This window comes from Bradyrhizobium monzae (genome assembly GCF_021458635.1).
Taxonomy (GTDB): domain Bacteria; phylum Pseudomonadota; class Alphaproteobacteria; order Rhizobiales; family Xanthobacteraceae; genus Bradyrhizobium.
Genome location: NZ_JAIRDQ010000004.1, coordinates 375,979 through 389,069, shown reverse-complemented (window position 1 = coordinate 389,069; position 13,091 = coordinate 375,979). Strand labels below are relative to the sequence as shown.

The 13,091-nt window shown below is 63.2% G+C and carries 11 protein-coding genes; 5 read left to right on the top strand and 6 right to left on the bottom strand.

Going from position 1 to position 13,091, the window contains the following annotated elements:
* Positions 1–74 precede the first annotated feature (74 nt).
* The gene (locus tag K3F49_RS18185; protein WP_234682320.1) at positions 75–2,300 is read right to left on the bottom strand and encodes a transglycosylase domain-containing protein; all 2,226 of its coding nucleotides are present in this window, start codon (positions 2,298–2,300) and stop codon (positions 75–77) included.
* 166 nt (positions 2,301–2,466) lie between these two features.
* Here K3F49_RS18185 and K3F49_RS18180 point away from each other — a divergent pair, with 166 nt between their 5' ends.
* Positions 2,467–2,892: a DUF1330 domain-containing protein gene (locus K3F49_RS18180; protein WP_234682319.1), complete on the top strand. Its 426-nt coding sequence runs from the start codon at positions 2,467–2,469 to the stop codon at positions 2,890–2,892.
* A 57-nt stretch (positions 2,893–2,949) separates the two neighbouring features.
* Here the strand turns inward: K3F49_RS18180 and K3F49_RS18175 are convergent, their stop codons facing one another.
* From K3F49_RS18175 to K3F49_RS18165, 3 genes are all read right to left on the bottom strand, one after another.
* Positions 2,950–4,176 (bottom strand): ABC transporter substrate-binding protein, encoded by a 1,227-nt coding sequence (locus K3F49_RS18175; RefSeq protein WP_234682318.1) that lies wholly within the window; start codon positions 4,174–4,176, stop codon positions 2,950–2,952.
* A gap of 162 nt (positions 4,177–4,338) precedes the next feature.
* On the bottom strand, positions 4,339–5,565 hold the full coding sequence (locus K3F49_RS18170) for an ABC transporter substrate-binding protein (protein ID WP_234682317.1): 1,227 nt from the start codon (positions 5,563–5,565) through the stop codon (positions 4,339–4,341).
* Between the two features lie 156 nt (positions 5,566–5,721).
* Entirely contained in the window at positions 5,722–6,015 is a 294-nt protein-coding gene (locus tag K3F49_RS18165) for a DUF1304 domain-containing protein (RefSeq protein WP_234682520.1), read from the bottom strand.
* A 162-nt stretch (positions 6,016–6,177) separates the two neighbouring features.
* Here K3F49_RS18165 and K3F49_RS18160 point away from each other — a divergent pair, with 162 nt between their 5' ends.
* Positions 6,178–6,708: a methylated-DNA--[protein]-cysteine S-methyltransferase gene (locus tag K3F49_RS18160; protein WP_234682316.1), complete on the top strand. Its 531-nt coding sequence runs from the start codon at positions 6,178–6,180 to the stop codon at positions 6,706–6,708.
* A 32-nt stretch (positions 6,709–6,740) separates the two neighbouring features.
* On the opposite strand, the gene K3F49_RS18155 is transcribed toward K3F49_RS18160, so the two are convergent.
* On the bottom strand, positions 6,741–7,109 hold the full coding sequence (locus K3F49_RS18155; protein ID WP_234682315.1) for a nuclear transport factor 2 family protein: 369 nt from the start codon (positions 7,107–7,109) through the stop codon (positions 6,741–6,743).
* Between the two features lie 159 nt (positions 7,110–7,268).
* On the opposite strand from K3F49_RS18155, the gene K3F49_RS18150 reads away from it, so the two are divergent.
* Positions 7,269–8,156 carry a LysR family transcriptional regulator gene (locus K3F49_RS18150; protein ID WP_234682314.1) on the top strand — a complete coding sequence of 296 codons (888 nt, stop codon included), beginning with the start codon at positions 7,269–7,271 and terminating at the stop codon, positions 8,154–8,156.
* 38 nt (positions 8,157–8,194) lie between these two features.
* Here the strand turns inward: K3F49_RS18150 and K3F49_RS18145 are convergent, their stop codons facing one another.
* Entirely contained in the window at positions 8,195–10,987 is a 2,793-nt protein-coding gene (locus K3F49_RS18145) for a [protein-PII] uridylyltransferase (RefSeq protein WP_234682313.1), read from the bottom strand.
* A gap of 188 nt (positions 10,988–11,175) precedes the next feature.
* Here K3F49_RS18145 and K3F49_RS18140 point away from each other — a divergent pair, with 188 nt between their 5' ends.
* Together K3F49_RS18140 and K3F49_RS18135 are read left to right on the top strand one after the other, a co-directional pair.
* A complete protein-coding gene (locus K3F49_RS18140; protein ID WP_234682312.1) occupies positions 11,176–12,147 on the top strand; it encodes an aliphatic sulfonate ABC transporter substrate-binding protein in 972 nt (323 codons plus the stop codon).
* Between the two features lie 88 nt (positions 12,148–12,235).
* Positions 12,236–13,081 (top strand): ABC transporter permease, encoded by an 846-nt coding sequence (locus tag K3F49_RS18135; protein WP_234682311.1) that lies wholly within the window; start codon positions 12,236–12,238, stop codon positions 13,079–13,081.
* Positions 13,082–13,091 lie beyond the last annotated feature (10 nt).

The following is a 13,091-nucleotide window of genomic DNA, read 5'->3' as shown; positions in this document are numbered from 1 at the left end:
GCAACAGGCCGGCTACTGTGCATGGGGTTGTTTTCGCGTTTTTGAAATGAGGGCATCGGGACCTCGGGCCAAAGCTAGCGATTTCCGCCGAACAGCCGGTCCATCAGCCAGCCATCAAGCCCTGCGGCCGCTTCCGGCCGCGCATTGACGTTGGTGCGCGTCGGCGGTGGTGGGCGATAGCCGCCAGTGCCGACCGGCGCCGCTGCGGGGCCGGCTGCTGCCGTCTGTGTTGGCGGCGACACCTGCGAGGAGATCTGCACGAGGTTCGCCGGCCCCCAATTGCTTTGCAGGTTCGGCAGGGCGGCCACCTGCACGCCTTCGTGCGCGGTGCGCATGAAGCGGGTCCAGACTTCGACCGGCAAGCCGCCGCCGGTGGCCTTCTTGGTCGGCGAATTGTCGTCATTGCCGAGCCAGACGCCGGTGACGAGGTTCGACGTGTAGCCGATGAACCAGGCGTCGCGGTAATCCTGGCTGGTGCCGGTCTTGCCGGCCGCCTGCCAGCCCGGGATCTCGGCCTTCTTGGCCGTGCCGGAGATCAGCGTCTCCCGCATCATACTGTTCATCATGCCGACGTAACGCGGCTCGATCACCTGGTTATGTTCCTCGGGCTGGCGCATGTAGAGCAGCTTGCCGTCGAGTGTCCTGATCCGCGTCACCACATGCGGCGCGACGGCGAAGCCGCCATTGGCGAACGGCGCATAGGCGCCGACCAACTCGACCACGGAGACTTCCGAGGTGCCGAGCGCAATCGAGGCGTTGGGCTCGAGCTTCGAGGAAATGCCGAGCCGGTGCGCGGTGCGCACCACGTTCTTCGGCCCGACCTCGAGGCCGAGGCGGATGGCGACGGTATTGAGCGACATCGCCAGCGCCTGCGTCAGCGTCACCGCGCCGAAATATTCATGCGTGTAGTTCTCGGGCTTCCAGCCCTTGACCTCGATCGGCGCGTCCTGGCGGACGGTGTCCGGCGTCAGCCCCTGCTCCATCGCCGTCAGATAGACGAACGGCTTGAACGAGGAGCCCGGCTGGCGCTTCGCGGTCACCGCGCGGTTGTACTGGCTGTCGGAGTAGTTCCGGCCGCCGACCATGGCGCGCACCGCGCCGTCGGGCGTCATCGCCACCAGCGCGCCCTGGCTGACGTTGAACTTCACGCTCTTGGCCGCGAGCTCGTCGATGACGGCAGCCTCAGCCACGGCCTGGAGTTTCGGATCGATCGTGGTCTCGACCTTGATGCTGTCGTCGATCTGGCCGACGAGATCGTCCAGCACCTCGCCGATCCAATCGGCGACGTAGTTCACGGTGCCGGCGCCGACCGGCTTCACATTGTAGGAGGGATGGCCGATCGAAGCCTGGGCCTGCGCCTCGGTGATGAACTTGGCATCCGCCATTGCCGCGAGCACGATTTGCGCGCGCGCTTCCGCGCCTTCGGGATTGCGGTTCGGCGCAAGGCGCGAGGGCGATTTGACCAGGCCAGCCAGCATCGCGGCTTCCGCCACCGTCACGTTCTTGGCCGGCTTGCCGAAATATTTCTGCGCGGCGGCTTCGACGCCGTAGGCGCCGGAGCCGAAATAGACGCGGTTGAGATAGAGCTCCAGGATCTCGTTCTTGGAATGCTTGCGTTCCAGCCAGATCGCGAGCTCCGCCTCCTGCAGCTTGCGCGCCATGGTGCGTTCCTGGGTCAGGAACAGGTTTTTGGCGAGCTGCTGCGTTAGCGTCGAGCCGCCCTGCGACACGCCGCGATGGAGCACGTTGGTGACGAGGGCACGCAAAATGCCGACGGGGTCGATGCCGAAATGCGAATAGAAGCGGCGGTCTTCGATGGCGATGAACGCCTTGGGCAGGTAGGGCGGCAGGTCCTTCAGCGACACGTTGGCGCCGGCCATCTCGCCACGCTGCGCCAGCAGGCTGCCGTCCATGCCGACGATCTGGATCGTCGGCGGGCGTTTGGGAATTTCCAGCGACTGGATCGGCGGCAGATGGGCGCCGACCCAGATCACCACGCCGATCACGGCGATCACGCCCCACAGGCTCAGCACGGCGCCCCAATAGACGAGGCGGCCGAGGCCGGCGCTGAAGGATGATTTCGACCGGCGCTTGGCGCCGCTGCGGCTCGCTTGTGCCTTCCGCTCGCGCGGCGGCTCATCGTGGGACGTGTCGGCCTTGCGCTTGCCGGCGGACTTTTTCGGCTTGTCCTCGCCGCCGCCGGGAATGCGGTCCGCCGCCGTCAGGCGCAGATCGGCGAGCGCCGCGGGCAAGCCGAACAACGGCTCCTTCCGCCCACCCTTTTTCTTTCCCGACCCCATACGCAAACGCCTGGTCATCCCGCCCCGTCGCACGCTAGCGGTCGGGGTTTAAGGCCCCGTTACCCCGTGCTTAACGTCCGATTAGGAGGTGCGGCATTCCCAGGCCGCAGTTCCGCTCATTCCGCGACAGAGTTAGGATCGCGGCCATAAAAAAGAGGGAACTCGAATGAGCCACATCGATCCGACCAAGGAAATCTTCGCGCAATTCCGGGACAACAACCGCCCCGGCCCGATCCACATGCTCAACCTGGTGCGCTTGCGCAAAGAGGCGGCGTATCCCGACGGTCGGAAAGCTTCCGGCGCGGAGGCCTATGCGGCCTATGGTCGCGAAAGCGGCCCCGTGTTCGAGCGCCTCGGCGGCCGCATCGTCTGGCAAGGCAAGTTCGAGCTGATGCTGATCGGTCCGCAGGACGAGCGCTGGGACCACTGCTTCATCGCCGAATACCCCAGCGTCGCCGCCTTCGTCGAGATGATCCGCGACCCCGTCTATCGCGAGGCGGTCAAGCACCGCCAGGCCGCAGTGGAGGATTCGCGCCTGATCCGGCACGCGGTGCTGCCGGTCGGAAAAAACTTTGGGGAGATACCGACGTAGACGCTCCAAAAAAATCGGCGGCCCGCAGGCCGCCGATTGGATTTCAGAGCTCGGTGGCTAACCCGCCGGACCTGCGTCCTCCAGGATCGGCCCGAACAGCTCCCAGCGCTCGCCATTGAACTTCATCATCTGAAGCTGCTTGTTGACGCGGTAGTCGGTCGGCGAGGTGTTGGCCTTGATGCCGGGGAGCGCGGTGTCGCTGGTGACGTCCTTCAGCGAGGCCGCCTGCTTCATGACGTTCTCGCGGGTCAGGTCGTCGCCGCACTGCTTCAGCACATGCACCAGCAGCTGCGCCGTACTATAGCCGTAAGTGTTGAAGTTCGAGTCCCTGTCGCCATCAGGATAGTACTTGGCCATGAAGTCGAAATACTTCTTCAGACCGGCGTCGTCCTTCCAGGTCGGATCCAGCGGCTCCTTGCCGTAGTTGACGCTGATCAGGCCCTTGGCGGCATCGAGGCCTGCCGGCTTCAGCACCGCGCCGACGGAGGTGGCATTGATGTCGACGATCTGAACCGGATGCCAGCCCATCTCGGCGATCTTCTTGATCGCCTGCGCGGCCTGCTTCGGCGTCGTCGCGCTGAAGAACAGGTCGGCGCCGGCGTCCTTGATCTTGAGGATCTGCGAATCGACGGTCGGATCGGAGACTTCGTACGACGCTTCGGTCACGATCATCTTGGCGGCCTTGTCGCCGAGGCCGGCCTTGATGCCGTTCAGATAGTCCTTGCCGAGGTCGTCATTCTGATAGAGCACGCCGATCTTCGCGTTCGGATGCTCCTTCAGAATGTACTGGCCGTAGATGCGGCCCTCGACGAAGTAATTCGGATTGAAACCCATCGTCCACGGGAAGTTCTTCGGGTCGGTGAACCGCGAGGCGCCGGTGGCCGCGAACAGCTGCGGCACCTTCTTGGAGTTGAGATATTTCTGGACGGCCGCATTCACGGGCGTGCCGATGATCTGAAAGGTCAGCAGCACCTCGTCGCTCTCGACGAGCTTGCGGATCTGCTCCACGGCTTTCGGCGGCGAATAGGCGTCGTCATACTGGATCAGATTGATCTTGCGACCATTGACGCCGCCCTGGTCGTTGATCATCTTGAAATAGGCGGCCTGGGTCTTGCCGATCGACGAATAGGCCGACGCCGGTCCCGAAAACGGCATGGTCTGTCCGACCTTGATCTCGGTGTCGCTGGCGCCCGGATCATATTTCTTTTGGGCATTGGCCGCAGAGACCGACAGCGCCAGGGTCAGCGCCGTTGCCGTGGCCAGATGCAGAATTCCATTCCTCATTCGCAATTTCCTCGGTCTGTTATTGCAGATGGTCTGCCGGACGCACTGCGCGTCCGGTGCCGTCGCTGAGGGCGAGTGTGGCGGAGTGATTGTTGCAACGCAAGGCGGGGAAGCGCCCGCAGTTCGTAGGGGTGGGTTGGCGAACCCACCCCTACGAAGTTACTAACCTGCCGGCCCCGAGTCCTCGATGATCGGTCCGAACAGCTCCCAGCGTTCGCCGTTGAACTTCATCATCTGCATCTGCTTGTTGACGCGGTAGTCGTTCGGGCCGGTGTTGATCTTGATGCCGGGCAGTGCAAAGCTCGGGGTGAAGTCCTTGATGTTGGCGACCTGCTTCATCACGTTCTCTCGCGACAGGTCGTCGCCGCATTGCTTCAGGACCTGCACCAGCAGCTCGGCCACCGAGTAGCCATAGGTGTTTACAGTGTTGAGCTTGTCGCCCTCGGGGAAATACTTGTCCATGAAGGCGAAGAAGGCCTTCACGCCCGGGTCGTCCTTCCACTGCGGGTCGCTGGGCTCCTTGCCATATTGGGTCGAGATGATGCCCTTGGAGATGTCGAGGCCAGCCGGCTTCAACGTCGCCGAGATCGGGCTCGCATTGATGTCGACGATGTGCACCGGAGTCCAGCCGAGCTCGGCGACCTTCTTGATAGCCTGTGCCGCGAACTTCGGCGTCGAGGCATCGTAGAAAAGATCGGCACCCATCGTTTTCAGCTTGACCACCTGCGAGTCCACCGTCGGGTCGGTGACCTCGTAGGAAACTTCGCCGACAATCATGCTGGCGGCCTTGTCGCCGAGGCCGCTCTTCAGGCCGGCCAGATAGTCGCGGCCCATGTCGTCGTTCTGGTAGAGCACGCCGATCTTGGCGTTCGGATGCTCCTTGAGAATGTACTTGGCGTAGATGCGTCCCTCGGAGATGTAGTTGGGATTGTAGGCAATGGTCCAAGGGTAGTTCTGCGGATCGTTGAAGCGCGCTGCGCCAGTCGAGGCGAGGAGCTGCGGGATCTTCTTGCCGTTGAGATATTTTTGCACGGCAGCGTTGGCGGCCGTGCCGATGATCTGGAAGGTGAAGAGGACTTCGTCGCCTTCGACTAGCTTGCGCACCTGCTCGACGGTCTTCGGCGGCGAATAGGCGTCGTCGTATTGGATCAGGTTGATCTTGCGGCCGTTGATGCCGCCCTGATCGTTGATCATCTTGAAGTAGGCAGCCTGCGTCTTGCCGATATTGGCGTAGACGGAATAGGGGCCCGAGAACGGCACGGTCTGGCCGATCTTGATTTCGGTGTCGCTCGCGCCGGTGTCGTATTTCTTCTGGGCGAGAGCTTGGTTGGCGGAGAACACGAAGGCGAGCGCCGCCGTGGCAGCTATGAAGGCTCTGCGATTGCTCATGTTGGGTTGTTCCTCCTGACGGAATTTTCCGGTCGACGGTCTTTTCCCGTTGGTTGCAACGGTCGCCCTCGCTGCCGGAGAGTGTGGAGGAAGGGCAGGCGCCGCGCAAGGATCGCGGCGCCGCGCCGTAGCGTCTCAGGCTAAGGTCTTAGGCTTTCAGGCCAGGAACAATGCAGCCAGCGCGATCGCCGCCGGCAGCGCCTGCACGATCAGGATGCGCGTGCTGACGGTCGCCGCGCCATAGGCGCCGGCCACGATCACGCAGAGCAGAAAGAACACCTTGATCTGGAACGCGACGGCCGGATTGCCGTGGACGAGACCCCAGATCAGGCCGGCAGTGAGGAAGCCGTTATAGAGGCCCTGGTTGGCGGCCAGCACTTTCGTGATCTCGGCCTTCTCCGGCGTATTGCGGAAAACCTTCAAGCCCTGCGGCTTGTCCCAGAGGAACATCTCCAGGATCAGGAAATAGGCGTGCAGTGCGGCGACCAGCGCCACCAGGCTATTGGCGATCCAGATCAAGTTGAGCTCCCCGCCAAAAGCGTCAGCTTTCGGGTGGACGTTAGCATGGCCGGCATGGAAAGTGCGAAGCGTGTTCCGATGCAAGGTGACGCAATGGCCGCTCGATCAACCAGGACTCCCGAACGTTTCGGCCTCGATCGGCTGGCGACGCCGATCGGGATAGCGTTGCTTGTCACCGATGCCGACGGCGCGTTGCGCGCGCTCGACTGGGACGATTACGAGCACCGCATGCGCGAGCTCTTGCGCCTGCATCATGGCGCAGTGGACCTGGCGGATCAGGCTGCGCCGACGGCGATGAAGACGGCGCTGTCGGCTTATTTTGAGGGCGATCTCGGTCAACTCTCTCGCATCGCATGGCGGATCGCCGGCACGCCATTCCAGCAAAAGGTCTGGACCGCGCTGGCAAAAATCCCCGCCGGCACCACGATGAGCTACGGCGCGCTCGCGGCGAAGATCGGGATGCCCAAGGCCATTCGCGCCGTCGGCCACGCCAATGGCTCCAACCCGATCAGCGTGGTGCTGCCGTGCCACCGGCTGATCGGCGCTGATGGTTCGCTGGTGAAATATGGCGGCGGACTGGAGCGCAAACGCTGGCTGCTGCGGCATGAGGGCGTGGAGGTTTGAAAGATCTGATGGCAGCTCCGTAACAGAATCCCTCAGACTGTCGACGTCATCACTTTCTGCACGATCTTCCAGGTTCCGTTCACCCTTAAGCATGACAACAGGTCCGTGAAGGAACGCGGCGGAATGTGCAATTTCACCCTCAAGAGCGCGAGCTCTCCTTCAATGTCCATTGATAGGATCTGATCATTTCGCTCGAAGTCGTGTTGCTTCGGAGCTTTCATGTTACGGACCGCTGTTAGCCACGCCGCAATCGGCGTCACGCCCACATTGCCGTCCTCGGCGACCTTCGTCACCGAACTCAACGAGTGGAATATGGATGCAAATTTCTCAGCATCCATTTCATAGGCAGCATCGAAGTAGGTCTGCGCAAGCGAGCGCAAGGCGGGAACGTCTCTATCCATCGTCATCCTCAAGCTGTTACACCGAACTCATTCATGCAGCTCGGCCAGCCGTGCCGAGCGTCACCTGCTTGCCTATGGCTACGGCAAACTGGCTTATGAGACTAGACGTATTGCATGGCATGGGCTCATGAGCGATATTCATAAACGATGACAAATGAAATGAACGAACTCGCGACGTTTGCAGTCGTGGCCAGCGAACGAAGCTTTACACGCGCTGCGATAAAGCTGGGCGTGTCTCAGTCGGCCTTGAGCCACACGATCCGGAGGCTTGAACAACGGCTTGAGCTGCAGCTGCTCGCGCGAACAACCAAGAGCGTTGCACCAACCGCTGCGGGGGCGGCTCTTTTGGAAGACCTCTCTCCGGCGCTTGAGCAAATTCGGCATGCCCTCGACAAAGCCCGAAGCGTTCGGCACCGACCCGAAGGTCGCCTTCGAATTGTAATGTCGCGATCAGCTGCCGTGATGGTCTTGTTACCGCGGCTCAGAGCCTTCGCTGAGGCGTACCCTGACATCGTTTTGGATGTTGTCACCGTCACTGGCCCTGTGGACCTTGTTGCAGGCGAGTTCGATGCCGGTATTCAGCTTGGCGAGTACATTCAAAAGGACATGATCGCGGTTCGTGTCACGCCCGAACTGCGATTGGCGGTAGTAGGGTCGCCGCGCTATTTCGCTTCACGAGGCATCCCCGAGAAGCCAAAGGATCTCAACGATCATCGGTGCATTACCCTGCGTCTCGCAGGTGGTCCATATCGGTGGGAGTTTGAGCAGGGACGAAAGTCGGTCACGATCAACGTGAACGGCCCACTTATAATTGACGATACTCACCTGGTAATTCAGGCGGCGCTAGCTGGAGTTGGTATCGGACTCGCCTATGAAGAACAGGTCGCCGGAGATATTGCGAAGGGTCGCCTTGTTCGGGTGCTGGAGGATTGGACGCCGCCAATTCCTGGCTTCTTCATGTATTATCCCAGTCGCCAGCATCAACCAGCCGCGCTGTCTGCACTGGTGAGCGTGCTGCGACACTCCGAACAAAAGCCGGCGCGATGATGAGCAAGGCGGTCGCCGCAGGCGCGGAATGACGAAAGTCACGCCGCTGGAGCCGCAACCGCCTTGTCGCCGGCCATCACGTGGGTCAGCGCGCTCTTGATCGCCGCCTGGCGGGTCGGTGCGCTGATCTGCGCGCCGAGCAGATCGGTGACGTAGAACACGTCGCGGGCACGCTCGCCGAAGGTCGCGACATGGGCAGAGGCGATGTTGAGATTGAGCTTCGAGATCGCGGTGGTCAGCTCGTAGAGCAGGCCGGGGCGGTCGAGGCCGGAGACTTCGATCACGGTGTAGCGGTCGGACCATTGATTGTTGATGGTCACTTCCGGCTCGATCACGAAAGGCCGCGCCTTGCTGCGCACGGTGCGCCGCGCCACCACTTCGGGCAGGCGCAGCTTGCCTTCCAGCACGTCCTCGATCATCTCGCCGATGCGCGTGGCGCGCCGCCCCTCGTCCTCGTCGCGGTCGTATTCCCGGGAGATCGAGATCGTGTCGAGCGCGCGGCCGTCGGTCGTGGTGTAGATCTGGGCGTCGACGATGTTGGCGCCGGCCGAAGCGCAGGCGCCCGCAATGATCGACAGCAGCCAGGGATGGTCGGCGGCGAAGATGGTGAGCTCGGTGACGCCGCGCACCTCGTCGAAGCCGACATTGATCGCGAGCTTGTGGCCGGCCTGTTCGCTCGACCGCACGAAGCGGGCGTGGCGAATCTTGCGCGGCAGCTCGACCTTGAGCCAGTAGGCCGGGTAGTGCCGGCCGACATAGGCATCGAGCTCGTCGGCGGGCCATTCGGCGAAGGCATGCCGGAATTCGGCGTAGGCAGCCGTCAGGCGCTTGCCGCGGTCGACCTCCGAGAACCCGCCGGTCAGCACCGGTTCGGTCTCGTAATAAAGCGAGCGCAGCAGCTGCGCCTTCCAGCCGTTCCACACGCCCGGACCGACGCCACGGATGTCGGCGGTGGTCAGGATGGTGAGCAGCTTCATCTGCTCGACCGACTGCACCACGGCGGCGAAATTCTCGATGGTCTTGCGGTCGGAGAGGTCGCGCGACTGCGCGACCGTGGACATCGTGAGGTGCTCCTCGATCAGCCAGGCCACGAGCTCGGTGTCGGCGGCGCTGAAGCCGAGCCGCGGGCAGAGCCGGCGCGCGACCTTGGCGCCCGCGATCGAATGATCCTCGGGCCGTCCCTTGGCGATGTCGTGCAGCAGCGTCGTGATGTAGATCACCGAACGATGCTCGGGGCGAATCTTACGCATCAGGTCGCTGGCGAACGTGAACTCCTCGATGCCTCCGCGCTCGATGTCCTGGAGGAAGCCGACGCAGCGGATCAGATGTTCGTCGACCGTGTAGTGATGATACATGTTGAACTGCATCATCGAGACGATCTTGCCGAAGGCGCGGATGAAATGGCCGAGCACGCCGGTCTCGTTCATCCGACGCAGCACGATCTCGGCATTGTCGGAGGTCAGGATCTCCATGAACAGCCGGTTGGCCTCGGGATTCTCGCGCATCTGCGCGTTGATCAGGCCGAGCGAGCGCGTCACGTCGCGCATCGCGTCCGGATGGAAGGCGAGGTTGTTCTTCTGCGCCAGGCGGAAGATGCGGATCAGATTGACCGGATCGTGCTTGAAGACGTCGGGCGCGGCAACGTTGATGCGGTTGTTGTCGACGATGAAGTCGTCGCTGTCAGGCACGCGCCGCTTCACGGGCGTGGGGCGCAGCCGCGCCATCATTCGGCTCAGCACCGGTGCGGGCTTGGCCTGCTGGTCCTCGAGCTTGGCGCAGAGGATGGCGGTGAGATTGCCGACTTCCTTGGCGACCAGGAAGTAGTGCTTCATGAAGCGCTCGACGTCCTGCATGCCGGGATGCGAGGTGTAGCCGAGCCGGACCGCGATCTCGCGCTGGAGGTCGAAGGAGAGGCGCTCTTCGGCGCGGCCGGAGTAGAAATGCAGATTGCAGCGCACCGACCAGAGGAAGTCGGCGCAGCGGCGGAAGCTGCGATACTCCTGCGCGTCGAACACGCCGCGCTCGACCAGTTCGTCGGTGTCGCGGACGCGATAGACGTATTTCGCGATCCAGAACAGCGTGTGCAGGTCGCGTAGCGCGCCCTTGCCGTCCTTGACGTTGGGCTCGACCAGATAGCGCGACTGGCCGCCGCGGCGATGCCGCTCCTCGCGCTCGGCGAGTTTTGCGGTGACGAATTCGGACGCGGTGCCCTGCACCACTTCCTTGTCGAAACGTGCGACCAGTTCGTCATAGAGCGGCTGGTCGCCGGTGAGGAAGCGCGTCTCCAGGATCGCGGTGCGGATGGTCATGTCGCCGCGCGCCTGCCGGATCGATTCATCGACCGAGCGCGTGGCGTGGCCGACCTTCAGCCCCATGTCCCAGAGGCAATAGAGGATGGCTTCGGCGACCTGTTCGCCCCAGGCGGTCTGCTTGTAGGGCAGTATGAACAAGAGATCGATGTCGGACTCGGGTGCCATCAGGCCGCGGCCATAGCCGCCGGTCGCGACCACCGCCATGCGTTCCGCCCCGCTGGGGATCGGCGAGCGGTAGAGATGACGGGTCGCGGCTGAATAGAGGATGCGGATGATCTCATCCTGCACGTGGCACAGCCGCTCGGCGCAGCGGCGCCCGTGGCGGTCCTTCAGCAGGATTGCCTGTGCCGCGGCGCGCGCCGCAAGAAGCTCGGCCTTGAGCAATTGCGCGGTCGCGGTGCGGAACGTGTCCTCGCGGCCTTGATGCTTTTCGGCAAGCGCATCGACCGCGGCGGTGATCCGCGCGGTGTCGAAGCGATCATCCACCTGTGGCTTGTGCTCGGTCGCAACGCTGTCCATGTCTCACCGGATATAAGAGGTGACAGGCGCTGTCACCCGCCATTCTCTGGCAATAGTCGTTCCATGCTGGAAAAGGCCGGGATCGAGCAAAATTGTCCTCAGGCCGCACGCTTTCGAGGGTGGGATTTTCTCGTTGACCTCTAGATATAACTCATTGAAAAACAATGAAGTTTTGCAGGAGGCTGGGCATGACCAACTTGACACGACGTATTCTCTTGGCGGGGGCCGTCGCGCTCGCCGTGACCCCCGCGGCGCGGGCTGCCGATCCGCTCAAGGAAATCCGCATCGACTGGGCGACCTACAATCCAGTGTCGATGGTCCTGAAGCAGAAGGGGCTCTTGGAGAAGGAGTTTGCCAAGGACGGCATCACCATCACCTGGGTGCAGTCGGCCGGTTCGAACAAGGCGCTCGAATTCCTCAACGCCGGTTCGATCGATTTCGGCTCGACCGCGGGCTCGGCAGCGCTGGTCGCCCGCATCAACGGCAACCCGATCAAGTCGATCTATGTCTATTCGCGCCCCGAGTGGACCGCGCTCGTCACGGGCAAGGACTCCAAGATCGCAAGCGTCGCCGACCTCAAGGGCAAGCGCGTCGCGGTGACGCGCGGCACCGATCCGCACATCTTCCTGGTGCGCGCGCTGCTCGGCGCGGGCCTCACCGAAAAGGACATCACCCCGGTGCTGCTCCAGCACGCCGACGGCAAGACCGCGCTGATCCGCGGCGACGTCGATGCCTGGGCCGGTCTCGATCCCATGATGGCGCAGGCCGAGGTCGAGGAGGGCGCAAAGCTGTTCTATCGCAAGGCGGACGCCAACACCTGGGGCATCCTCAATGTGCGCGAGCAGTTCCTGAAGGACTATCCGGACGCCGTCCGCCGCGTGCTCGCGGTCTATGAAGAAGCGCGAAAATATTCGCTGGCGAATTACGACGAGCTGAAGAAGACCTTCATCGCGGTCACAAAACTTCCCGACGCCGTCGTCGACAAGCAGCTCAAGGAGCGCACCGAGCTCACCCACAGCCGCATCGGCGCCCCCCAGCGCGAGTCGATCCTTGCCGCGGGCCTTGCCCTGCAGCAGGCCGGCGTCGTCGATGCCAAGGTCGACGTGAAGGCGAACGTGGATGCCCTGATCGACGACCAGGTCCCGCTGCCGACGAATTGAGATGCTCTTACCTTCCCCTGGAGGGACCCTGCAGGGGAGGGTATGAGGCGCCCTTGCATTCCCCGGCCAGACGCGCTTCCTACCGGCCATGATCTCCGATGCTCCAGTCCTGCAGCAATCCTCGGAACCGGCCGAGCGCGCCGCCGCGCCCACGCGGCTGTCGCGTTATGCGCGACCGATGCTGGGGTTGTTGCTGCCGTTGGCGCTCGCGCTCGGCTGGGAGCTCGTGGTCTGGCGCGGCTGGTCCAACGGCCGGCTGGTGCCGCCGCCCTCGCGGGTTTTCGCCACCATCGCCGATCTCGCCCGCTCCGGTGAGCTGGTTCGCCACATCGCCGCGACGCTGTGGCGCGTCGGTCTTGGCTTCGCGTTCGGCGTGGTTGCAGGCACGGTGCTCGGCGCCATCTCCGGCTACTGGTCGCTGGCACGGCGGCTGCTCGATCCGACCGTGCAGGCCCTGCGTGCGATTCCGTCGCTGGCGTGGGTGCCGCTGTTCATCCTCTGGCTCGGCATTTTCGAGACGTCCAAGATCGCGCTGATCGCGGCCGGTGTGTTCTTCCCGGTCTATCTCGGCGTGATGGGCGCGATCCTCTCGGTCGATCGCAAGATCGTCGAGGTCGGCCGCACCTTCCGTCTCTCCGGGTTTGCGATGATCCGTCGCATCCTGCTGCCTGCGGTGCTGCCTGCTTACGTCGTGTCTCTGCGCGTCGGCCTCGGTCTCGGCTGGATGTTCGTGGTCGCGGCCGAGCTGATCGGTGCCTCCGAAGGCCTCGGCTATCTCCTGCTCGACGGCCAGCAGCTCGGCAAGCCCGCGCAGATCATGGCCGCGATCGTGATCTTCGCCATCCTCGGCAAGCTGACCGATTGGCTGATCGAACTTGCAGCGATGCCCTTCCTGCGCTGGCAGGACGCCTTCGGGCGCGCCAAAGAAACTTGATAAGGGAGCG

Coding starts and splice junctions, on each gene's coding strand:
- K3F49_RS18145 (WP_234682313.1), bottom strand. CDS start 10,987: ATGGACAGCGTTGCGACCGAGCACAAGCCACAGGTGGATGATCGCTTC.
- K3F49_RS18175 (WP_234682318.1), bottom strand. CDS start 4,176: ATGAGGAATGGAATTCTGCATCTGGCCACGGCAACGGCGCTGACCCTG.
- K3F49_RS18140 (WP_234682312.1), top strand. CDS start 11,176: ATGACCAACTTGACACGACGTATTCTCTTGGCGGGGGCCGTCGCGCTC.
- K3F49_RS18155 (WP_234682315.1), bottom strand. CDS start 7,109: ATGGATAGAGACGTTCCCGCCTTGCGCTCGCTTGCGCAGACCTACTTC.
- K3F49_RS18135 (WP_234682311.1), top strand. CDS start 12,236: ATGATCTCCGATGCTCCAGTCCTGCAGCAATCCTCGGAACCGGCCGAG.
- K3F49_RS18150 (WP_234682314.1), top strand. CDS start 7,269: ATGAACGAACTCGCGACGTTTGCAGTCGTGGCCAGCGAACGAAGCTTT.
- K3F49_RS18180 (WP_234682319.1), top strand. CDS start 2,467: ATGAGCCACATCGATCCGACCAAGGAAATCTTCGCGCAATTCCGGGAC.
- K3F49_RS18165 (WP_234682520.1), bottom strand. CDS start 6,015: ATGTTCCTCTGGGACAAGCCGCAGGGCTTGAAGGTTTTCCGCAATACG.
- K3F49_RS18170 (WP_234682317.1), bottom strand. CDS start 5,565: ATGAGCAATCGCAGAGCCTTCATAGCTGCCACGGCGGCGCTCGCCTTC.
- K3F49_RS18160 (WP_234682316.1), top strand. CDS start 6,178: ATGGCCGCTCGATCAACCAGGACTCCCGAACGTTTCGGCCTCGATCGG.
- K3F49_RS18185 (WP_234682320.1), bottom strand. CDS start 2,300: ATGGGGTCGGGAAAGAAAAAGGGTGGGCGGAAGGAGCCGTTGTTCGGC.